Annotated in this window: 30 protein-coding genes; 4 read left to right on the forward strand and 26 right to left on the reverse strand. The window is 40.3% G+C overall.

Annotated elements, in window-relative coordinates; all coding sequences use genetic code 11:
• Window positions 1–2: 2 nt before the first annotated feature.
• The 18 genes from rplF to R2Q66_RS01545 all read right to left on the reverse strand — a co-directional run bounded on the left by rplF (window position 3) and on the right by R2Q66_RS01545 (window position 8,946).
• Window positions 3–560, reverse strand: coding sequence for a 50S ribosomal protein L6 (gene rplF / locus R2Q66_RS01460; RefSeq protein WP_316746149.1), 558 nt, complete (start codon window positions 558–560; stop codon window positions 3–5).
• An 18-nt stretch (window positions 561–578) separates the two neighbouring features.
• Window positions 579–977, reverse strand: a complete 399-nt coding sequence (rpsH, locus tag R2Q66_RS01465) for a 30S ribosomal protein S8 (RefSeq protein WP_265840684.1) — start codon at window positions 975–977, stop codon at window positions 579–581.
• 114 nt (window positions 978–1,091) lie between these two features.
• Window positions 1,092–1,361, reverse strand: coding sequence for a 30S ribosomal protein S14 (rpsN, locus tag R2Q66_RS01470; protein ID WP_316746151.1), 270 nt, complete (start codon window positions 1,359–1,361; stop codon window positions 1,092–1,094).
• A complete protein-coding gene (gene rplE, locus R2Q66_RS01475) occupies window positions 1,361–1,930 on the reverse strand; it encodes a 50S ribosomal protein L5 (RefSeq protein WP_316746153.1) in 570 nt (189 codons plus the stop codon). Before rplE ends, rpsN begins: the two co-directional genes overlap by 1 nt.
• Entirely contained in the window at window positions 1,930–2,268 is a 339-nt protein-coding gene (gene rplX, locus R2Q66_RS01480; protein WP_316746155.1) for a 50S ribosomal protein L24, read from the reverse strand. Before rplX ends, rplE begins: the two co-directional genes overlap by 1 nt.
• 1 nt (window position 2,269) lies before the next feature.
• A complete protein-coding gene (rplN, locus tag R2Q66_RS01485; protein ID WP_062550431.1) occupies window positions 2,270–2,638 on the reverse strand; it encodes a 50S ribosomal protein L14 in 369 nt (122 codons plus the stop codon).
• Window position 2,639: 1 nt separating this feature from the next.
• A complete protein-coding gene (gene rpsQ / locus R2Q66_RS01490) occupies window positions 2,640–2,894 on the reverse strand; it encodes a 30S ribosomal protein S17 (protein WP_037442595.1) in 255 nt (84 codons plus the stop codon).
• Window positions 2,895–2,907: 13 nt separating this feature from the next.
• Window positions 2,908–3,120 carry a 50S ribosomal protein L29 gene (gene rpmC, locus R2Q66_RS01495; protein ID WP_265840682.1) on the reverse strand — a complete coding sequence of 71 codons (213 nt, stop codon included), beginning with the start codon at window positions 3,118–3,120 and terminating at the stop codon, window positions 2,908–2,910.
• A gap of 75 nt (window positions 3,121–3,195) precedes the next feature.
• Window positions 3,196–3,618, reverse strand: coding sequence for a 50S ribosomal protein L16 (gene rplP, locus R2Q66_RS01500; protein WP_265840681.1), 423 nt, complete (start codon window positions 3,616–3,618; stop codon window positions 3,196–3,198).
• Window positions 3,619–3,656: 38 nt separating this feature from the next.
• Complete coding sequence (gene rpsC, locus R2Q66_RS01505; RefSeq protein WP_265840680.1) at window positions 3,657–4,505, reverse strand: 30S ribosomal protein S3; 849 nt, start codon at window positions 4,503–4,505, stop codon at window positions 3,657–3,659.
• A gap of 5 nt (window positions 4,506–4,510) precedes the next feature.
• A complete protein-coding gene (gene rplV / locus R2Q66_RS01510; protein WP_062550435.1) occupies window positions 4,511–4,873 on the reverse strand; it encodes a 50S ribosomal protein L22 in 363 nt (120 codons plus the stop codon).
• A 7-nt stretch (window positions 4,874–4,880) separates the two neighbouring features.
• Entirely contained in the window at window positions 4,881–5,147 is a 267-nt protein-coding gene (gene rpsS, locus R2Q66_RS01515; protein WP_062550436.1) for a 30S ribosomal protein S19, read from the reverse strand.
• Complete coding sequence (gene rplB, locus R2Q66_RS01520; protein ID WP_316746160.1) at window positions 5,147–5,971, reverse strand: 50S ribosomal protein L2; 825 nt, start codon at window positions 5,969–5,971, stop codon at window positions 5,147–5,149. The genes rpsS and rplB overlap by 1 nt, the downstream gene beginning before the upstream one ends.
• Before the next feature lie 21 nt (window positions 5,972–5,992).
• Window positions 5,993–6,283 carry a 50S ribosomal protein L23 gene (rplW, locus tag R2Q66_RS01525; protein WP_062550438.1) on the reverse strand — a complete coding sequence of 97 codons (291 nt, stop codon included), beginning with the start codon at window positions 6,281–6,283 and terminating at the stop codon, window positions 5,993–5,995.
• Between the two features lies 1 nt (window position 6,284).
• Window positions 6,285–6,914, reverse strand: a complete 630-nt coding sequence (rplD, locus tag R2Q66_RS01530; RefSeq protein ID WP_316746165.1) for a 50S ribosomal protein L4 — start codon at window positions 6,912–6,914, stop codon at window positions 6,285–6,287.
• Between the two features lie 4 nt (window positions 6,915–6,918).
• Window positions 6,919–7,536, reverse strand: a complete 618-nt coding sequence (rplC, locus tag R2Q66_RS01535; RefSeq protein WP_316746167.1) for a 50S ribosomal protein L3 — start codon at window positions 7,534–7,536, stop codon at window positions 6,919–6,921.
• 181 nt (window positions 7,537–7,717) lie between these two features.
• A complete protein-coding gene (locus R2Q66_RS01540; protein ID WP_316746169.1) occupies window positions 7,718–8,113 on the reverse strand; it encodes a DUF1634 domain-containing protein in 396 nt (131 codons plus the stop codon).
• Window positions 8,110–8,946: a sulfite exporter TauE/SafE family protein gene (locus R2Q66_RS01545; protein ID WP_316746171.1), complete on the reverse strand. Its 837-nt coding sequence runs from the start codon at window positions 8,944–8,946 to the stop codon at window positions 8,110–8,112. The genes R2Q66_RS01540 and R2Q66_RS01545 overlap by 4 nt, the downstream gene beginning before the upstream one ends.
• A gap of 114 nt (window positions 8,947–9,060) precedes the next feature.
• Here R2Q66_RS01545 and R2Q66_RS01550 point away from each other — a divergent pair, with 114 nt between their 5' ends.
• Window positions 9,061–9,663, forward strand: a complete 603-nt coding sequence (locus tag R2Q66_RS01550; RefSeq protein WP_316746173.1) for a hypothetical protein — start codon at window positions 9,061–9,063, stop codon at window positions 9,661–9,663.
• A 76-nt stretch (window positions 9,664–9,739) separates the two neighbouring features.
• On the opposite strand, the gene rpsJ is transcribed toward R2Q66_RS01550, so the two are convergent.
• From rpsJ to R2Q66_RS01575, 5 genes are all read right to left on the reverse strand, one after another.
• On the reverse strand, window positions 9,740–10,045 hold the full coding sequence (gene rpsJ / locus R2Q66_RS01555; protein ID WP_008244591.1) for a 30S ribosomal protein S10: 306 nt from the start codon (window positions 10,043–10,045) through the stop codon (window positions 9,740–9,742).
• 64 nt (window positions 10,046–10,109) lie between these two features.
• Window positions 10,110–12,224 carry an elongation factor G gene (gene fusA, locus R2Q66_RS01560; protein WP_316746175.1) on the reverse strand — a complete coding sequence of 705 codons (2,115 nt, stop codon included), beginning with the start codon at window positions 12,222–12,224 and terminating at the stop codon, window positions 10,110–10,112.
• Window positions 12,225–12,241: 17 nt separating this feature from the next.
• Window positions 12,242–12,709 carry a 30S ribosomal protein S7 gene (gene rpsG / locus R2Q66_RS01565; RefSeq protein ID WP_062550444.1) on the reverse strand — a complete coding sequence of 156 codons (468 nt, stop codon included), beginning with the start codon at window positions 12,707–12,709 and terminating at the stop codon, window positions 12,242–12,244.
• Between the two features lie 16 nt (window positions 12,710–12,725).
• Window positions 12,726–13,145, reverse strand: a complete 420-nt coding sequence (rpsL, locus tag R2Q66_RS01570; protein ID WP_062550445.1) for a 30S ribosomal protein S12 — start codon at window positions 13,143–13,145, stop codon at window positions 12,726–12,728.
• A gap of 375 nt (window positions 13,146–13,520) precedes the next feature.
• On the reverse strand, window positions 13,521–13,742 hold the full coding sequence (locus tag R2Q66_RS01575) for a VF530 family protein (RefSeq protein ID WP_316746179.1): 222 nt from the start codon (window positions 13,740–13,742) through the stop codon (window positions 13,521–13,523).
• 108 nt (window positions 13,743–13,850) lie between these two features.
• Between R2Q66_RS01575 and R2Q66_RS01580 the strand changes: the two genes are divergently transcribed.
• The 3 genes from R2Q66_RS01580 (at window position 13,851) to R2Q66_RS01590 (ending at window position 17,051) form a co-directional block, all read left to right on the forward strand.
• Window positions 13,851–14,492 carry a hypothetical protein gene (locus R2Q66_RS01580; RefSeq protein ID WP_316746181.1) on the forward strand — a complete coding sequence of 214 codons (642 nt, stop codon included), beginning with the start codon at window positions 13,851–13,853 and terminating at the stop codon, window positions 14,490–14,492.
• 86 nt (window positions 14,493–14,578) lie between these two features.
• Complete coding sequence (locus R2Q66_RS01585) at window positions 14,579–15,709, forward strand: sorbosone dehydrogenase family protein (RefSeq protein ID WP_316746182.1); 1,131 nt, start codon at window positions 14,579–14,581, stop codon at window positions 15,707–15,709.
• A 70-nt stretch (window positions 15,710–15,779) separates the two neighbouring features.
• Window positions 15,780–17,051 (forward strand): mechanosensitive ion channel family protein, encoded by a 1,272-nt coding sequence (locus tag R2Q66_RS01590; protein ID WP_316746183.1) that lies wholly within the window; start codon window positions 15,780–15,782, stop codon window positions 17,049–17,051.
• A 42-nt stretch (window positions 17,052–17,093) separates the two neighbouring features.
• Here the strand turns inward: R2Q66_RS01590 and R2Q66_RS01595 are convergent, their stop codons facing one another.
• From R2Q66_RS01595 to R2Q66_RS01605, 3 genes are all read right to left on the reverse strand, one after another.
• Window positions 17,094–19,052: a M1 family metallopeptidase gene (locus tag R2Q66_RS01595; RefSeq protein WP_316746184.1), complete on the reverse strand. Its 1,959-nt coding sequence runs from the start codon at window positions 19,050–19,052 to the stop codon at window positions 17,094–17,096.
• Between the two features lie 77 nt (window positions 19,053–19,129).
• On the reverse strand, window positions 19,130–19,858 hold the full coding sequence (locus R2Q66_RS01600) for a hypothetical protein (RefSeq protein WP_316746185.1): 729 nt from the start codon (window positions 19,856–19,858) through the stop codon (window positions 19,130–19,132).
• Window positions 19,859–19,925: 67 nt separating this feature from the next.
• Complete coding sequence (locus R2Q66_RS01605) at window positions 19,926–20,273, reverse strand: arsenate reductase (protein WP_316746187.1); 348 nt, start codon at window positions 20,271–20,273, stop codon at window positions 19,926–19,928.
• Window positions 20,274–20,414 lie beyond the last annotated feature (141 nt).

Below are 20,414 nucleotides of genomic sequence, written 5' to 3' on the forward strand. Positions count from 1 at the left end.
GATTATTTTTTAGAAGCTGATTTACCTGCTTTTCTTCTTAACACTTCACCTACAAACTTGATACCTTTACCTTTGTAAGGCTCAGGAGTACGTAACGAGCGGATTTTTGCTGCTACTTGTCCGATCAATTGTTTGTCAATACTTTCTAAAATGATTTTAGGAGTCTGACCTTTTTCAGAGGTTGTTGTTACTTTAATTTCTTCCGGCAATTGGAATACATAGTGGTGAGAATAACCCAGAACTAAGTCTAATGTGTTTCCTGTGTTTGTAGCACGGTAACCAACACCTACTAATTCCTGAGAAATTTTGTAACCTTCTGTAACACCAATAACCATATTGTTTAGCAATGAACGGTATAAACCGTGTAAAGCTTTGTGTCTTTTCTGCTCTGAGGCACGAGTTACATTAACTATGCCATCTTCCTGACTAACAGTGATATCAGTATCAACTGCTTGAGTCAACTCTCCTTTTGGTCCTTTAACAGTTACTACGTTATCTTTAGATACAGTAATTGTTACACCTGAAGGTACATTAATTGGGGCTTTTCCTATTCTTGACATTTTGTTATCCTCCTTTAATTAATAAACGTGACACAAAACTTCGCCACCAATGTTCAGTCTGGCTGCTTCTTTATCAGTCATTACACCTTTCGATGTAGACAAGATTGCAATACCTAAACCGTTTAATACTCTTGGCATATTTTCTACGCCGGCATATTGCCTTAAACCTGGTTTGCTGATACGGGTTAATGTACGGATTGCAGGGATTTTAGTGATCGCATTGTATTTCAAAGCGATTTTGATTGTTCCTTGAACCGTAGTATCTTCAAACTTGTAGTTAGCAATGTAACCTTTGTCAAAAAGAACTTTAGTGATTTCTTTTTTAAGATTTGATGCAGGAATTTCTACAATTCTGTGATTTGCCTTGATGGCATTTCTTACTCTTGTAAGATAATCTGCTATTGGATCTGTATTCATTTTTATTTTATTGTGACGGTGGTTTCCTTCCTATTTCATTCGGGACGACCTTCCATCGGTTAATTTTTTTGTTTCTAGCCTTGGGACTGAGCCCTTAGCATAAAGAAAGCTGTTTTACCAGCTTGCTTTTCTTACTCCAGGGATTTTACCTGCTAATGCCATATCACGGAACAATACCCTTGATATACCGAAAGTACGCATGTAACCACGAGGACGTCCAGTGATTTTACAACGATTGTGTAAACGTACTGCAGATGAGTTTTTTGGTAACTTATCTAATCCTTCATAATCACCGGCAGCTTTAAGTTCTGCACGTTTGTCAGCATACTTAGCTACCAATTTTTGGCGCTTAATTTCGCGAGCTTTTACACCTTCTTTTGCCATTATGAATTTGTATTAATTTGGTTTTTAAATGGTAATCCGAATTGCTTTAAAAGTTCTAATGCTTCAACATCAGTAGATGCACTAGTAACAAATGTAATATCCATACCTAAAATCTTGCTGATTTTGTCGATGTTGATCTCTGGGAAGATGATTTGTTCAGTAACACCTAATGTGTAGTTACCTTTTCCATCAAAACCTTTATCATTGATACCTTTGAAATCACGGATACGAGGTAAAGCTACAGAAATTAAACGATCTAAGAACTCATACATGTTGTTGTCACGCAAAGTAACACGTACACCAACTGGCATACCTTTACGTAATTTAAAGTTTGAGATATCTTTTTTAGACTTAGCGCCTACTGCTTGCTGACCAGCGATTGTGCTCATCTCTAAGATAGAGGAGTCCATGATCTTCTTGTCAGTTACAGAGAAACGTCCAACACCCTGGTTGATCGCGATTTTCTCTAACTTAGGAACTTGCATAACGCTTTTATAGTTGAACTTATCTTTAAGTGCAGCTACGATTTCCTCTTTATATTTACTTTTTAATCTTGGTACGTAAGTCATTATTTGATCTCCTCTCCTGATTTTTTACTAACCCTAACTAATTTCCCATCAGCATTAAGCTTTCTGCCAACGCGAGTAGTTAAACCTGTTTTAGGATCAACTAATGCTACGTTAGAAATATGAAGAGCAGCCTCTTTTTTAATGATACCTCCGTTTGGATTAGCAGCATTTGGTTTTGTATGTTTTGATACAAGGTTAACACCTTCTACAAGAATTCTGCTTTTAGTAATTAATACAGAAAGCACTGTGCCTTGTTGGCCTCTTGAATCGCCAGCGATTACCTTTACTAAATCTCCTTTACGGATTTTAATCTTTGGTGTAGTTACTTTATTTTTCATTTTATAATACCTCCGGTGCTAATGACACAATTTTCATGAATTGTTTTTCACGCAGTTCTCTTGCTACCGGGCCGAAAATACGTGTACCACGCGGCTCATCTTGTGCATTTAATAATACTGCTGCATTGTCGTCGAAACGGATGTAAGAACCATCTTTACGTCTGATCTCTTTTCTCGTTCTTACAACTACTGCTTTAGAAACTGTTCCTTTCTTGATGTTACCAGAAGGCAACGCGCTTTTAACGGTTACAACGATTTTGTCACCAATAGAAGCGTATCTCTTTCCAGTACCACCAAGCACACGGATAACCAATACTTCTTTAGCGCCGCTATTGTCGGCTACGTTTAATCTTGATTCCTGTTGTACCATGTTATTTAGCTCTTTCTAAAATTTCCACTAATCTCCAGTTCTTATTCTTACTCAGCGGACGAGTCTCCATGATCAGTACTGTATCACCAATACCGCAATCGTTTTTCTCGTCATGAGCCATAAATTTGGTAGTTTTTTTAACAAACTTACCATAGATCGGGTGTTTCACTTTACGTTCAACCGCTACAACAACAGACTTATCCATTTTGTTGCTTACTACCAACCCGGTTCTTGTTTTTCTTAATTGTCTTTCCATTTCGACTCTAAAGTTATTTTGTTTCAGTAGCAGACTCGGCTAATTTGCGCTTCGTCACTTCAGTGTTTAATCGGGCGATGTCTTTTCTTACCTTAGTGATACGGGTAGGATTTTCGATAGCCGAAATTGTATGTGCAAATTTCAACTTTACTAAATTTTCAGTTTCTTCTGCAATCCTGGCTACTAGTTCTTCTTTTGAAAGCCCTGTGATTTCTGAGTTCTTCATTTTATTAATTTTAATGCCTTGGGTCTAGCGGTTGTAATAACAAGTTACTTACAACATTGAACCCAAGAACTTTTTTTATGCTTCTACGTAATCTCTACGCACTACAAATTTTGTTTGAATCGGCAATTTCTGAGCCGCTAATCTCATTGCTTCTTTAGCTACTGCTAAAGGAACACCTTCGGCTTCAAAAATAATACGTCCAGGTCTAACAACGGCAACCCAGTATTCTGGAGCACCCTTACCTTTACCCATACGAACTTCAGCTGGTTTCTTAGTTACCGGTTTGTCCGGGAAAATTCTAATCCACACCTGGCCTTCACGTTTCATGAAACGAGTTACCGCAATACGGGCTGCCTCTATCTGGCGACTTGTAATCCAAGTCGACTCTAAAGATTTGATCCCGAAAGACCCGAATGATAATTCAGCACCACGTGTTGCTAAACCTTTCATTCTGCCTTTTTGCATCTTTCTGAACTTCGTTCTTTTTGGCTGTAACATCTTTATCTAATATTATCGTTAAACGATCTGTTAACTAATTATTTACGAGGACCTCTGTTAGGAGTATTTCCGCCTCTATTATCTCTTCCTGCACCTGGAGCACCTTGACCTGGACCTCTTCCGCCACGACCTTTATTGTCGTTTCTTCTGTCGCCACCGCCACGGTTATCTCTGTCTCTTCCACCACCGAAAGCACCTTCTGGTCTGCCACCTTTGCCTGGAGCATTGCTCACAGAACCTAGATTTGGAGAAAGATCACGTTTACCGTAAACTTCACCTTTACAGATCCATACTTTAACACCTATTTTACCATAAGTAGTTAAAGCTTCTGCTAATGCATAGTCAATGTCAGCACGGAAAGTATGCAAAGGAATTCTTCCTTCTTTATACTGTTCGCTACGAGCCATTTCAGCACCACCTAAACGACCAGAGGTCATAATTTTGATACCTTCAGCACCCATACGCATCGTTGATGCAATAGTAGATTTCATTGCTCTACGGAATGAGATCCTTGCTTCTAATTGTTTTGCAACACCTTCTGCAACTAATTGTGCATCAAGCTCAGGACGTTTGATCTCAAAAATGTTGATTTGAATTTCCTTTTTAGTCAATTTCTTCAACTCTTCTTTGATCTTGTCAACCTCAGCTCCTGCTTTTCCGATCACAATACCCGGACGTGCAGTGTGGATAGTTACCGTGATACGCTTTAACGTACGTTCGATTACTACTTTCGCTACACCGCCTTTGGCGATACGTACAGAAAGGTATTTTCTTATTTTTTCGTCCTCAACTAATTTATCAGCATAGTTGTTGCCACCGAACCAGTTAGAATCCCAACCTTTGATGATTCCTAACCTGTTTCCTATTGGATGTGCTTTTTGTCCCATTTCTGTTAATTAGTTTGAGTTTCAACGTTTTTACTATCTACTACCAAAGTTACATGGTTAGAACGCTTACGGATTCTGTAACCACGTCCTTGAGGTGCTGGTCTAAGTCTTTTTAACTGACGACCACCGCCTACCATTATCGTTTTCACGTATAACTGGTTTTCTTCAGGGCGAGAACCTTCATTTTTAGTTTCCCAGTTTTTGATAGCTGATAATAAAAGTTTTTCAACTCTGATTGCTGCTTCTTTATTGGTAAACTTCAAAATACTTAAAGCTTTCTCTACACGCTCACCTCTGATAAGATCTACAACCAAACGCATTTTACGTGGTGAGGTTGGACAATTGTTTAATTTCGCTACTGCTTCCATCTCTTAATTATTTTTTCTTTTCAGAGTGACCCCTAAATGTTCTGGTTGGAGCAAACTCTCCCAGCTTGTGACCAACCATGTTTTCTGTTACGTATACCGGAATAAATTTATTTCCGTTATGCACTGCAAATGTATGATTCACGAAATCTGGTGAAATCATTGATCTGCGAGACCAAGTTTTAATTACAGACCTTTTGCCTGAATCATTCATAGATACTACTTTCTTCTCTACGTTATGGTCAATATAAGGTCCTTTTTTTATCGAACGAGCCATTATTTCTTCCTTTTCTCTATGATGAAACGATTTGAGTATTTTTTAAGTGAACGAGTTTTGTAACCTTTCGAGTACAATCCGTTTCTTGAGCGAGGTTGACCTCCTGATGAGCGACCCTCACCACCACCCATTGGGTGATCGACAGGATTCATCGCTACCGGACGAGTTCTAGGACGACGTCCTAACCAACGTTTACGACCTGCTTTACCTAATACTTCATTTGCATGATCCGAGTTCGAAACAGCTCCGATTGTAGCTAAACAAGTAACTAAGATTGCTCTTACTTCACCTGATGGCATTTTAACAGTTGCATATTTACCATCACGTGCTGCTAATTGAGCATAAGCACCTGCGCTACGTGCCATTTGAGCACCACGACCTGGTTGAATTTCAATGTTATGTACAATCGATCCCAATGGGATTCTTGACAGTGTTAATGCATTTCCAACTTCTGGAGTTGCTGTATCACCCGAAACTACTGTTTGTCCTACTTGCAATCCTTCCGGTGCAATAATGTAACGCTTCTCTCCGTCTACGTAGTGCAATAATGCAATACGAGCGGTACGGTTTGGATCGTATTCAACAGTAGCTACTGTTGCAGGAATGTTAAACTTATCACGTTTAAAGTCAATTAAACGGTAAGATTTCTTGTGACCACCACCCATGTAGCGCATAGTCATCTTTCCTGTATTGTTACGTCCTCCTGATTTCTTAGAAGATACAACCAATGATTTTTCGGGCTTGGTTGCTGTAATCTCCGAAAAGCTGGCACCTACTCTAAAGCGGGTTCCCGGAGTGACTGGTTTAAATTTTCTTAAGCCCATAGTTATAAATTATTCACTTTATTAAATATTCGCGTAATAATCAATTGTTTCGCCTGCTGCCAGGGTTACAATCGCCTTTTTGTATTTTGGGCTACGACCCGTTACTAATCCACCTTTAGTGTTTCTGGACTTTACTTTACCATTTACAACCATTGTATTAATGGCTAAAATGTTAACGTTGTACATTTTCTCTATGGCTTGCTTAATCTGCAATTTATTTGCTTTGTGTTCTACTTTAAAAGTAAAGCGATTAGACTTTTCTGTTAATGCAGAAGCTTTTTCGGTTAATATTGGTTTCTTTAAAAATTCCATATTACTTGGCAAATGCCTCCTCGATTGTTTTAAGAGAATCAGCTGTAAACAAAAGTTTGCCACAGTTTAATACATCATATGTATTTAACTGATCTGCAGTGATAACTTTAGCTTTTTTGATGTTTCTGCTTGATAAATAGATATTGTTATTTTGCGAAGGTAAAACCAACAATGTCTTTTCGCCAGCGATGTTTAATGCGCTAACTAAATCCAGGTAGTTTTTAGTTTTGATTGAATCAAAAGTAAAGTCTTCTAAAACAACAACGTTGTTATCAGTTGCTTTGTAGCTCAATGCTGATCTACGTGCAAGTTGCTTTAACTTTTTGTTCAATTTGAAACTATAATCACGTGGTTGAGGACCAAACACACGACCACCACCATTAAACAATGGAGATTTAATACTTCCGGCACGAGCACCACCAGTACCTTTTTGTTTGTAAAGTTTGCGGGTCGAACCTGCAATTTCGTTACGTTGCTTAGACTTGTGAGTACCTTGACGTTGATTAGCCAAATACTGTTTTACATCTAAATAGATCGCGTGGTCAACAGGCGTAATGCCAAATACTGACTCAGGAAGTTGCACCTTGGCACCTGTCTCTTTTCCTGAAATGTTTAATACTTTAACTTCCATCTGCTTACTTATCTAAGATTACGTAAGAACCCTTAGCTCCTGGAATGGAACCACTAACTACAACAAGGTTTTGATCAGCATAAACTTTCAAAACTTGTAAGTTTTGAACTTTTACTCTGTCACCACCCATTCTACCCGCCATACGCATACCTTTAAATACACGAGCTGGATATGAAGCAGCACCCAGTGAACCTGGTGCACGCATTCTGTTATGCTGTCCGTGAGTTTGTCCACCAACACCAGCGAAACCATGACGTTTTACAACACCCTGGAAACCTTTACCTTTAGAAGTACCAACTACATCCACAAAATCACCTTCGCTGAAAATATTTACAGTCACAGTGTCTCCTAATGTAAGAGTTTCTGCGAATGGTTCGAATTCAACCAATTTACGTTTTGGGGTTGTGCTTGCTTTCGCAAAGTGGCCTTTAAGAGGCTTGGTAGTGTTCTTTTCTTTGGCTTCGTCGAAACCTAACTGAACGGAAACATAACCGTCTTTCTCTTCGGTCTTTACCTGTGTAACAACACAAGGTCCAGCTTCAATCACCGTACATGGAATGTTCTTTCCATCGGCGTCGAATATGCTGGTCATTCCTACTTTTTTTCCAATAATACCTGACATTTTCTTTTTTTAATTTAACACCCATCGAAGCAGTAGGGCTTCGTTCAAGGTGGATACAATTCCCTTTAAGGGAGGGCAAAAATACGAAAGAAATCTTAATTTTCAAATAGTTAGCTAATTATTTTTTCAAAAAAGCCCTATTTATTTTTAGGAAGGGGAATAGATTGAGCTAAGTAAGTTTTTAACCAACCAACTTATCACTCAAGCTATACAAGATCACCAGCAAAACAAATGATCCGATCAAAACATATAAGTAATCCCGCTCAATCAGAAAGCTGAAGATCGAGAAAACAACCCTGGCAACAGGGGTAAAAATCAATAATAAAGTCCCGAATTGGATAATCGCCTTAGGATCTAATTCTCGCAATCCGAGAAAAATAGCAGCAATAGACGACAATCCGGACTTGTTTGGGTTAAAAGTTCCGTAATCTATCGGGGCGGCATGGTTTGATAACAGGTAAAGAAAGCCACCCACCAGGACTACAGACATGGAGGCAATCACACCAACGCGGAGCAAAGTCCCTAAAATCACCTGAATGTCGCGATCCGCAAAGAAGTTTTTTCGTGTCGAACTCATAGCTTTCCAGATAATCCGTTATAAATCATTTGCAGGGCGAGGAAGGTTACCACCACTGCAAATACTACCTTTAATTTATCCGTTTTGGTCCGAACCAGTATTTTTGAACCCATAGTAGCACCAGTCAGCACCCCTATCGTTACCGGCATCGCTATCCCAGGGTCTATCTGACCGCGGTGTAAGTACACAATGGCACTCGCAGCGGCCGTTACCCCCATCATGAAATTACTGGTCGTTGTAGACACCTTAAAAGGGATCCTCATGATGTTATCCATCGCAATCACTTTTAAAGCTCCGGAGCCAATCCCCAGTAAACCGGAGATGATTCCCGCAAAAAACATCATCACAAAACCTCCTGCTACCCTGTGAACCGCATAGTTTTTCGGCCCGTTTTCTGTCGGATAAGTCCCGTTCAGCTTAAAGAATACCGCCAGTTTCCCTGAGGTATCATTGTCTGAACGATCCACTTTTTTGATCACCATCATGGCAGCAGAAAACAAAAGAATGAGGCCAAAAATCACCGCAATAAAGCCCGGGTTCAGGTAAACCGTGATCACCGCACCAATTACAGCACTCACCGTAGTGGCTACTTCCAGGAACATCCCGATCCGGATATTGGTAATCCCCTCTTTCACGTAAGCCGCGGCAGAGCCGGAAGAAGTGGCAATAACGGATACAATTGAAGCACCGATTGCATAATGAATATCGACACCTAAAGCCAGCGTGAGTAGCGGAATAATGATCACTCCACCCCCTAAACCAGTCAGCGAACCAACCAATCCAGCTAAAAAAGCACCTGCTAAAACTATAATTGTAAATAGTAATACCGACATTGCTGCAAATATACTATCTATACTTCGAACACAATAAAATTCCCAAATGATTGTTAGATAAAACTAAACACGTCGTATCTTAAAAAAAACAGTACTCCTTAAAACACATCATCTATGAAAAAACTGATATTCCCGATTATAGCGCTGCTCTTTCTGAATTTAAACACACAGGCCCAATTAACCCCTGACAGTACGAAAGTAGACCCGACTTTGAGGGGCCAATATCAGCTCATGCTGACTAAATCCAAAACCATTAACGGTTATAAGCTGATCAATCCAGCCAGACTTGCCGGATTCTGGAAAAGTGTATCAGACTCGATCAATGTTAACCGCAAACAACTCAGCGCGGTTAAGGTAAAACTTGCAGAACAGGAAAAAGCTATTGCGACATTAAAAACACAGATTTCAGGTTCAGAGAACGCTTTGGCCAGCTCTACCGCGAAATTAGACGAGATCAGTTTTTTGGGTATCTCCTTTACCAAAGGCAAATACAATATGATGGTATGGAGCCTGATTCTGGTATTGGCAGCTGCATTGGCCATTGTGATTCTTCGTTCTGCGAAGTTCATGCATGAAGCCAAATACAGAAGTTCCTTATATGAAGAAATTGCACAGGAATATCAAAACTACAAGACGAAAGCGAATGATAAAGAGAAGAAACTAGCGAGAGAATTGCAGGATGAGCGCAACAAACTCGACGAATTGAGAAAGAAGTAATTCAAAAAAAAGCGCCTACAACAAAAAAGCCTTCCGAAATAAATCCGGAAGGCTTTTTTGTTATTCGACTAAAAAGTTAAACTTTGATTTCAACTTCAACACCGCTAGGTAGTTCAAGTTTCATTAAAGCATCAACAGTTTTAGAGTTAGAGCTATAAATGTCTAACAAACGTTTGTATGCGCATAATTGAAACTGCTCACGTGCTTTTTTGTTAACGTGTGGAGAACGCAAAACAGTGAAGATTTTCTTTTCTGTAGGCAATGGAATTGGACCACTAACTACTGCACCCGTAGGTTTAACAGTCTTAACGATTTTCTCAGCAGATTTGTCTACTAAGTTGTAATCGTAAGATTTTAATTTAATTCTGATTCTTTGGCTCATCTTATGTATGTATTAAGGCTGCCGGTTAGAGCTATTAATAACCGGCTGCCGATTTAATATTATATTATTCTGCGGATTTAACTCTTCCTTTAGATTTTGCGATTACTTCATCCTGAACGTTTTTCGGAGCAGGTGCGTAATGATCAAATTCCATTGTTGAAGTTGCACGTCCAGAAGTGATCGTACGTAACTGAGTTACATAACCGAACATTTCAGAAAGTGGTACAGTTGCTTTAATTACCTGAGCACCAGCACGTGTATCCATTCCTAATAGTTGACCACGACGACGGTTCATGTCACCGATAACATCACCCATGTTTTCTTCAGGGGTTAAGATTTCGATTTTCATGATTGGCTCCATCAATACAGGGTTACATTTAGGTAATGCTTCACGGTAAGCCATTTTAGCTGCAAGTTCGAAAGATAAAGCATCTGAATCGACTGCGTGGAATGAACCATCAATTAAGCGAACTTTCATATCAGGTAGCGGGTATCCAGCCAATACGCCGTTAGACATAGATGCTGCAAATCCTTTTTCTACTGAAGGGATAAATTCACGTGGAATAGATCCACCAGAGATTTCATTTACAAACTGTAAGCCCCCTTTTTCGTAATCGGCATCGATTGGAGAAATGATAACTTGAATGTCCGCGAATTTACCACGTCCACCAGATTGTTTTTTGTAAGTCTCACGGTGTTGTACTGTTCCGTTAATTGCCTCTTTGTAAGCTACTTGTGGTGCACCTTGGTTAACCTCAACCTTAAACTCACGTTTAAGACGGTCAATCAGAATGTCTAAGTGAAGCTCACCCATACCAGAGATTACAGTCTGGCCAGTTTCCTGATCAGTTTGAACTCTAAATGTAGGATCTTCTTCTGCCAATTTCGCTAATCCCATACCTAATTTATCAATATCAGCTTGAGTTTTAGGCTCAATAGCTAATCCGATAACCGGCTCAGGGAAGTTCATTGATTCCAGAATGATTGGATTTTTCTCATCACAAAGTGTATCACCTGTTTTGATATCTTTAAAGCCTACAACAGCAGCAATATCACCAGCACCTACATTAGGAATTGGGTTTTGCTTGTTTGCATGCATTTGGAAGATACGGGAGATACGCTCTTTGTTCTCAGAACGTGCGTTATAAACGTATGAACCAGCTTCTAAATTACCTGAATACACACGGATAAAACATAAACGACCTACGAAAGGATCTGTTGCAATTTTAAATGCTAAAGCTGCAAAAGGCTCTTTTTCATCAGGGTGACGTAAAGTTTCTTCTCCAGTGTTAGGATTGATACCAACGATAGCTTCCTGATCCATTGGTGAAGGCAATAATTCCATCACGTAATCAAGCATTGTCTGAACACCTTTGTTTTTGAAAGATGAACCACAAACCATAGGTACAATTTTAGCATCCAATACTGCTTTACGTAAAGCGTCTAAAACTTCACGTTCAGTGATCGTTTCAGGAGCATCGAAGAATTTCTCCATCAATGACTCATCGTAATCAGCAACTGATTCTAACAATTTCTCTCTCCATTCAGCAACCTCATCCAACATATCTTCTGGAATTGGTACTTCAGTAAAGGTCATTCCTTTATCATGCTCATTCCAAACGATACCACGGTTGTTGATTAAATCAACCACACCTTTGAAAGTATCTTCAGCACCGATAGGTAACTGTAATGGAACTGCATTAGAGCCTAACATGCTTTTAACTTGTCCAACAACTTTCAAGAAATCTGCACCTGAACGGTCCATCTTGTTTACGAAGCCGATACGGGCAACGTTATAGTTGTTAGCCAAACGCCAGTTAGTTTCAGATTGAGGCTCAACACCATCAACTGCTGAGAACAAGAATACCAATCCATCTAATACACGTAGGGAACGGTTTACCTCTACGGTAAAATCTACGTGACCCGGTGTATCAATAATGTTGATATGATAATCTTGATTTCTGTATTTCCAACCAACAGTTGTAGCAGCAGAAGTAATGGTAATACCACGTTCCTGCTCCTGTGCCATCCAGTCCATTGTTGCTGCACCTTCGTGCACTTCACCAATTTTATGACTAACACCTGCATAGTAAAGAATACGCTCTGTAGTAGTGGTCTTACCTGCATCAATGTGCGCGGCAATACCAATATTTCTTGTAAATCTTAAGTCTCTTGACATTTTATGATTCTGTATGATTAGAAACGGAAATGAGAGAACGCTTTGTTAGCCTCAGCCATTTTATGCGTATCTTCTTTTTTCTTAACTGCTGCACCTTCACCTTTAGCTGCTGAAACGATTTCACCTGCTAATTTTTCTTTCATGGTTTTTTCACCACGTTTACGAGCGTAAGAAATTAACCATTTCATGCCTAAAGCAATCTTACGGTCAGGTCTTACCTCTGTAGGTACCTGGAAATTTGCACCACCTACACGACGAGATTTAACCTCTACTGCAGGCATTACATTTGTTAAAGCACGTTTCCACACTTCTAGACCGTTCTCGCCAGCTTTTTTCTCAGCAAGCTCAACAGCATCGTAAAAAATACTATATGCGATAGATTTTTTTCCATCGTACATCATATTGTTTACAAATCTGGTCACCTGAACATCGTTAAATTTTGGATCAGGAAGGATAATTCTCTTTTTTGGTTTTGACTTTCTCATTTGTTGTTCCTCCTAATTATTTCTTTTTACCTTTTTTTGGTGCTGCAGCTGCTGCTACTTGTCCTGGCTTAGGACGTTTAGTACCATATTTTGAACGACGTTGGTTACGACCAGCAACTCCTGAAGTATCTAAAGCTCCACGGATAATGTGATAACGTACTCCTGGTAAATCTTTAACACGACCACCACGGATCAATACAATGGAGTGCTCCTGTAAATTGTGACCTTCACCTGGAATATAGGCATTCACCTCTTTACCATTGGTTAAACGTACACGGGCAACTTTACGCATTGCTGAGTTTGGTTTTTTAGGGGTAGTGGTATATACACGTGTACATACACCTCTTCGCTGTGGACAGCTGTCCAACGCAGGAGACTTACTCTTGAACTCCAGTGCTACTCTACCTTTTCTAACTAATTGTTGAATGGTTGGCATTGTTCTTTTTGTTTTCTATTAATATTTAAAAACTTTACCCCTATAATAAGGGACTGCAAAGGTAGGATAATACAATTTATAAATCAAGGGCTTAACGCAAAAATAATTCTGAGGTAGAATTACCTAATATCAATAGTATCAGAAGGGTTAGGAACAACAGAACTGCTGTGAAATTGAGATAGAAATGCAATACTGATCGTATAGCGTCCGTATAGTGCTGCTGGTTGCCGGAGGGCTGACGAGGGGTTGGAGAGGAGTTCCTGACGGTTGGTTAAGGCTTATACCTAAGCAAGCCCTCGTCAGCCCTCCGACAACTCCTCATCAACCAGCACTACTATACCAGCAGTATAGTAATGGTGTAGCCGGTCTTATATATTAGTGGAAGGTGTCTAAGTAAAGCTTCTCTACTTTCTTCCTTGCCCAATCGGTCTTGCGTAAAAATTTTAAGCTGGATTTTAAACTCGGGTTATTCAAAAAACATTCTACCCGAATCAATCTGCCCATTTCCGGCCAGTCATAATGCCAGACCAATTGTTTCACAATAAACTCCAGTGTTTTACCATGTAAAGGATTATTTGGCTGTCCTGTTTCTGTCATGCTACAAAAATAATAAGAATTTCCGGCTCTTAAATACCTTCCGCATAAAAAGACTCTAATTCCTAATGACTAAATTTGTACTATTCAGTTTTACTTAATTCCTACCTCATGCAATTTAAATTAGGAGAGTTTGTTCGTTTCGTAGACGAAAATATAGAAGGTTATATCACCAGAATCATCGATAAAGATACCGTTGGCGTAACCGATTCCAATGATTTTGAAATTCCTGTACTGGCTTCCAAAGTGACTTTAGTACACGATGAAATCCCGGTTAGTGATATCGTTTCTAACCGCCCGGCGGTAGTCATTCCGGAAGCAGAATTTATTAAAGATGGCATATACCTGGGTTTGATCACCGATCAGCACAGTACTTCTGTTGCCCATTTCCACCTCGTTAATGAAAGCTCTTTCCAATTGTTAGCCAGCTTAACCACAGAAAAAGGAGATCACTATAAAGGGGAGTTTGCAGCTATTATCCCTGCTCATTCGACCAAAAAGATTTATTCAGCGCAATTGGCTGACATTCAGATCTGGCCTAAATTTAAACTGGAAATCTTATTCCATACCCCGGCAAATGTGGAGCCTAAAGCCCCAATCGTTTACCATGAGCGTATCAAAGGAAAAGATCTTTCAGTGGCCAAAGTAGATATCACCCTGCTGAAACAAAAAGGTTGGTTGATCCGCCTGGATGCTCCGGAAGCGATGATTGATGCTGAAAAATTGAAAGAAAGCTTTTTTAAAGCAAGATAACATCCCTATTCAGGTATTAACCGGGTTAAGTACCAAACAATTACAGGAATTCAGGCGTTATCCTTTAACACCATTTCCTTAATCTGATGAAGTACTTAACCCCTGTTTTCAGCCTGATCCTATGCATCCCCTTGATGGCGGTTACCTGTAACCGTCCAATGGAAAAAATAGCAGAACCCAGACTTAAAGATATCAAACTACCGGAAGGCTTTAAAATCGAAGTTTTTGCCAAGGTAGACAATCCCAGGTCTATGGCCCTGGGTGCCAATGGAACCGTATTTGTCGGCAACCGCGATGGCGATAAAGTCTACGCCCTGGTAGATGAAAATAAAGATGGCATCGCCGAAAAAACCTATATCATCGCGCAAGGTCTAAAAGACATGCCCAATGGAGTCGCCTTTAAAGATGGTAGCTTATATGTAGCCGAAATCAGCAAAATCTGGCGCTACGACAATATTGAAGCGCAGCTGGCCAAGCCTCCTACACCCGTTCTCGTTTATGATAAACTGCCAACAGATACCCACCATGGCTGGAAATACATCGCTTTCGGCCCGGATGGAAAACTCTATGTACCCGTGGGTGCCCCCTGCAATATTTGCGACAATTCCGATAAAGATAAAAGGTATGCCTCCATCACCCGCATGAATCCCGATGGAACCGGATTTGAAATCTTTGCCAATGGCGTTCGTAATTCTGTTGGTTTCGACTGGAATCCCCGAACTAAAGAACTTTGGTTTACGGATAACGGCAGGGATATGTTAGGAGAAGACATTCCTGCGGATGAGCTCAATCGCGCAGAAAAAGCGGGTATGAACTTCGGATACCCATTTGTGCATGCCGGAGACATCCTAGATCCGGAATTCGGTAAGGGAAAAAACCCGAAAGACTATACTCCTCCTCAGGCAAAACTCAACGCCCATACCGCTGCACTGGGTATGAAATTCTATACCGGTGATCAATTTCCTAAATCTTATAAAAACCAGATCTTCATCGCAGAACATGGCTCATGGAATAGGAAAGTACCTACGGGGTACCGGATTTCCCTGGTTAAACTGGATGGCAATAAAGTACTCAGCTATGAACCTTTTGCTACCGGCTGGCTGAAAGATGGAAAAGCCTGGGGCAGACCGGTAGATGTGCTCCAGTTAAAAGACGGCTCCCTGTTGGTTTCTGATGATTTCGCTAATCTTGTCTATAGAATTTACTATGACAAGTAAATTTCAAGATGGATAATTGTCTTTCCGGTTATTTTTTTGTAACCTGCCATCATCAGTAAAAACAGTAGAAATGAGCTTAAAAGATTACGAATTTGACTTTGATGACATCGGCCGCAGTACCTATAATATCCTTTTAAAATGGGGGGTTCCTGAAAGCATAGCCACTTTTGTAAACCTGCTGGCCCTTTTGGTAGTCCTGGTCATTGCCGTATATTTATTACATGACTTGCTCAGACGCTTACTCCGGATTGCTTTAATCCGCATCGTAAAAACCACCCGAATTGATTTTTTTCTGCATCTGCTGGAAAATAAACTCGCCCATTATATTGCCTTACTGGCCGCAGTTTCCCTGATCAGGAACACGGTGGAGATGATTTTCCATTCCTTTCCTACCTTAACAAAGGCACTGATCAAACTGACTGATGCATACCTGGTGATCCTGATCATCTGGGTGATCATGACACTGGTCAAATCCGGTGCAGAATCTTTAAGGAAAAAAGCAACTTTTCGCTCCAAACCGATAGAAAGTTACCTGCAGGTAATCCGGATTATATTTTACCTGATTGCATTTGTCATCATATTCTCTATCCTCACCGGGCAAAATCCTGCCGTTGCTTTTACGGCAATGGGTGCAGCTTCCGCAGTATTATTACTGATGTTTAAGGATACGATTATGGGTTTTGTTGCGAGTATACAAGTGAGTACCAATGATACGGTCCGTATTGGCGACTGGATCACGATGCCAAAATACGGTGCTGATGGTGATGTGATGGAAATCAACCTGACCACCGTGAAAGTGCAGAACTTTGACAAGACCATTACCACCATCCCTACGTATTCTTTAGTCTCAGATTCTTTTCAAAACTGGAGAGGAATGAGCGAATCCGGTGGGCGAAGAATCAAACGTGCTATTTTTATCCGCCAATCTACCATCCGTTTCATTACCCCGGAAGAACTGGAAGAATTCAGAAAAATACAATCACTGACGGCCTATATAGACCACCGCCAGAAAGACATCAATAAAAACAATGAGCGCGTAGGTGCTGATAAAACTTTACTGATCAACGGCAGAAACCTGACCAATGCGGGACTATACCGGAAGTATATAGATAATTATATCGCCAACCATAGTGGCATCCATAAAAAGATGACCATGATGGTGAGGCAACTCGCCCCTACTGCAACCGGATTACCCATAGAAATCTATGCCTTTACCGGAACTACCAAATGGATTGATTATGAGTATATCATGGCCGATATATTTGACCACCTCCTGGCCTCGGCGAGATTTTTCGACTTACAGATCTATGAAATGGAAGTCTTAAACCCTGATAAAGAATAAAGAAAGGCTTCCGGAGTTTAAATCCGGAAGCCTTTCTTTATGTTATTTATTCCAGGTGTTATTGGAAGAATTCGAATCAGGAAGTACCTTTTCCGGATCCAGTGTTACCGAAACCACTTCTTCTGTAGTTGGGTAATTGATCGTCCAGCTGGTATTTCTCATCCAGATATCTACCGGTAACCTGATGATATCTGTCTTTCCACTTTTCGTTTTCACTTCTATAATGATCGGCATTGGCATTTTTTCCAGATTGGCAACCTGAATATTATAACCAACAATTGCGCCGTCTTTATTTACTTCTTTAACACCAGCAATGCCCTGATCTGTTTTCCAGTTTTCCAGGAACCAGCCTCTCCAGAACCAGGAAAGGTCTTCTCCGGCTCCGTTTTCCATCGAACGGAAAAAGTCGAATGGCGTAGGGTGTTTGAAAGCCCATGCTTCTATATATTTTTTAAAGGCGTAATCGAAACGATCTGCACCCAATACCTGATCTCTTAATATGTTTAAACCAACACCTGGTTTATAATATAAGTTCGTTCCGATATTGACTTCTTTCATCGCATCCGGCGTTAGCATCACATATTCCTGCTGATCATTAGCCAGCGACTTACCAATCGCCTGTACATCGGAAGGCTTACGTTTATATTCACCATTGTTAAATTCAGCGGCCGACAAGCCATTGATGAACGTATTAAAACCTTCATCCATCCAGCCATATTTACGCTCATTGCTACCCACAATCATCGGGAACCAGGTATGTCCAAATTCATGGTCAATTACGCCCCATGCACTGCCATTTTTAGCTTTCCAGCCACAAAAAACAATACCTGGATATTCCATACCACCTACATTACTGGCCACATTAATCGCCATTGGGTAAGGATATTCGAACCATTTTTTAGAATAATATTCGATAGAAGCTTTTACATATTCCGCACCACGACCATAACCATCTTTACCATTACTTTCTACCGGATGTGCAGAAATTGCTAAAGACTTTTTACCACTTGGGAGGTTGATTCTTGCCGCATCTACTACGAATGCTTTGGAAGAAGCCCAAGCCACATCACGGGTGTTTTTGATCTTAAATTTCCAGGTTAATTTTCCGCTTCCAGGGCGCGATTTAGGATCGGTCACCTCTTCTTCAGAACGAATAGTGACTACTTTATCACTTTGTTTTGCTTTATTCCAGCGCGCCAGTTGCTCCGCAGTAAATACCTCCTGAGGATTTACCAGTTCACCAGAACCCATTACGATATGGTTTGCAGGAGCGGTAACTGCGAAATCAACGTCTCCGTATTCACAGTAAAATTCTCCGGCACCCCAATAAGGAAGTGTGTTCCAGCCGATGATGTCATCATAAACAGCCATCCTTGGGAACCACTGTGCGATAGAGAAAATCTCCCCGTTTTTAGTAGTCAGGTGCCCCATACGGTCGGAACCATTAATCGGGATGATAAAAGAAAAATTCATTTTGATGGTGATCACCTCTCCATTTGCCGCCAAAGGCTGATCCAGACGAATCTGCATCCTGGTATCTTCAGTGATCGAAGTAAACTTAACCGGTTTAGCTTTTTGAGCAACGCTAAGTCCTTCAATTTTATAACCTCCGTTTACTTTCTCCCCTCTGGCACCGTAACGGCTACCAGCAGCAATCAAAGAGTTTCCTCTTGAGTTTTCCGCAAAAAGGTTTTGGTCCATTTGCAGCCATAAGTATGGCAATTTATCCGGACTATTGTTTTTATAAGTAATGGTAACCGTGCCTGTGACCAGATTTTTAGCATCATCAAGGTTCGCTGTAATTTGGTAATCGGCACGGTTTTGCCAGTATTTAGGGCCTGGATAGCCACTCGCAGAACGGAATTCATTGCCATTCTGGGTATAAAATAACGGGTTAAAAGCCGCATGAGGATCGTAGTTGCCACCGGCTTGTTGCGCCATGGAACTAAAACCAAATGCGCATAACAATACCCCCAGGAGGGTAAACTTATTCATCATCATAATGTGTTGGGTTTAGATTCGAACTAAAGGTATAAAATGAATATTTATTCCCAACCATTGTAACGGTTTTATTAAGGCTACTTTAACTTCGGCATCGGCGGTAATTTGCGCTGATCTACCGGAAGTTTTTTCCAGGCATTGTATGCTTTTGCGATATAGTAATTATAGTTAAAAGGACGTTCGCTCATCACTAAAGCCACATTTGGACGGTACATCACGATGAAGTCTTTCAATTCCTGACCTTGTAATTTCACTAAATCACTAACGGTTTTCTCATTGAAATGTTCTCTGATCTCGGTCTCATAAGCGTCTCTTTCTTCCAGGAAGCGGACTTTTTCTCTTTCTCTTTTCATTCTGCCATAGCCGAGGTTCACAATTACGCCCCCTGCTCTGTCATTATTCTTTTTGCCTTCCAGGCCATCGGTCATGATTCTTTTAATCGGTTTGCCTTGTCCATTCACCAATACCTCAGGATTTACCTTGGCACTTTTGATCTCTACGCCTTTTAATTCAGTAGATTTTACCGGAAGATAAACCATTTTCGGTTTCAGGTCAATCAGGTATAAAGTATCCGTATGGAACCCAGGATGTGAGAATTCGATTAAATCACCCACTTTTGCAGGCAGACTAAACTGTCCGGCAGCTTTTGTTTTGATGGACTTCTTATTGTCCAGGTTTCTTACGAGCACATCCTGCATCGGGAAAGACTTGTTATCGAAGTCATAAACCGCACCGGTAATTGTTGTTTGTGCCCACAGACCTAGAGGAGCAATACTAACGAAGAACAAAAATAAATATTTAGTCATAACCAAATGTAACACTGTTTCTATCTATATGAAACTGTTTAACAAAAATTAACAGCAAAAGATTTAACTATTTTAAGATTGTTTCGTAGGCTGCTTCATCAAAACCAATCAGCACCGCTTTGCCTTCAATTTCTACTACTGGTCTTTTTATCGCACTGGTATGATTCAACAGGATCTGAACCGCAGTTTGGGTATCCACAACACTATTTTGTTGCTCCGGACTCAGCTTTTTCCAGGTCGTTCCTTTTTTATTCAAAACCTTTTCCCAGCCAAAAGCAGTACACCATTCTTCCAGCTTTTCTGCCGTAATTCCCTGCTTTTTGAAGTCATGAAATAAGGGGCTGAATCCTTGATCTGCCAGCCAGGTTCTTGCCTTTTTTACTGTGTTACAATTTGGTATTCCGTATATGATCATAAGCACAAAAATAAAATTTATTATCGTTATTATTGTGTTGATTTTATCTTGCACTGTGGGGGTGCTTAATGAAATTGTAAAAAACGGCAATAAAAAGAACAAAAACTGCCTTATTTATTTGTAATATAGGCACTAAGGGGA

It is taken from the genome of Pedobacter gandavensis (assembly GCF_032677645.1).
Taxonomy (GTDB): domain Bacteria; phylum Bacteroidota; class Bacteroidia; order Sphingobacteriales; family Sphingobacteriaceae; genus Pedobacter; species Pedobacter gandavensis_A.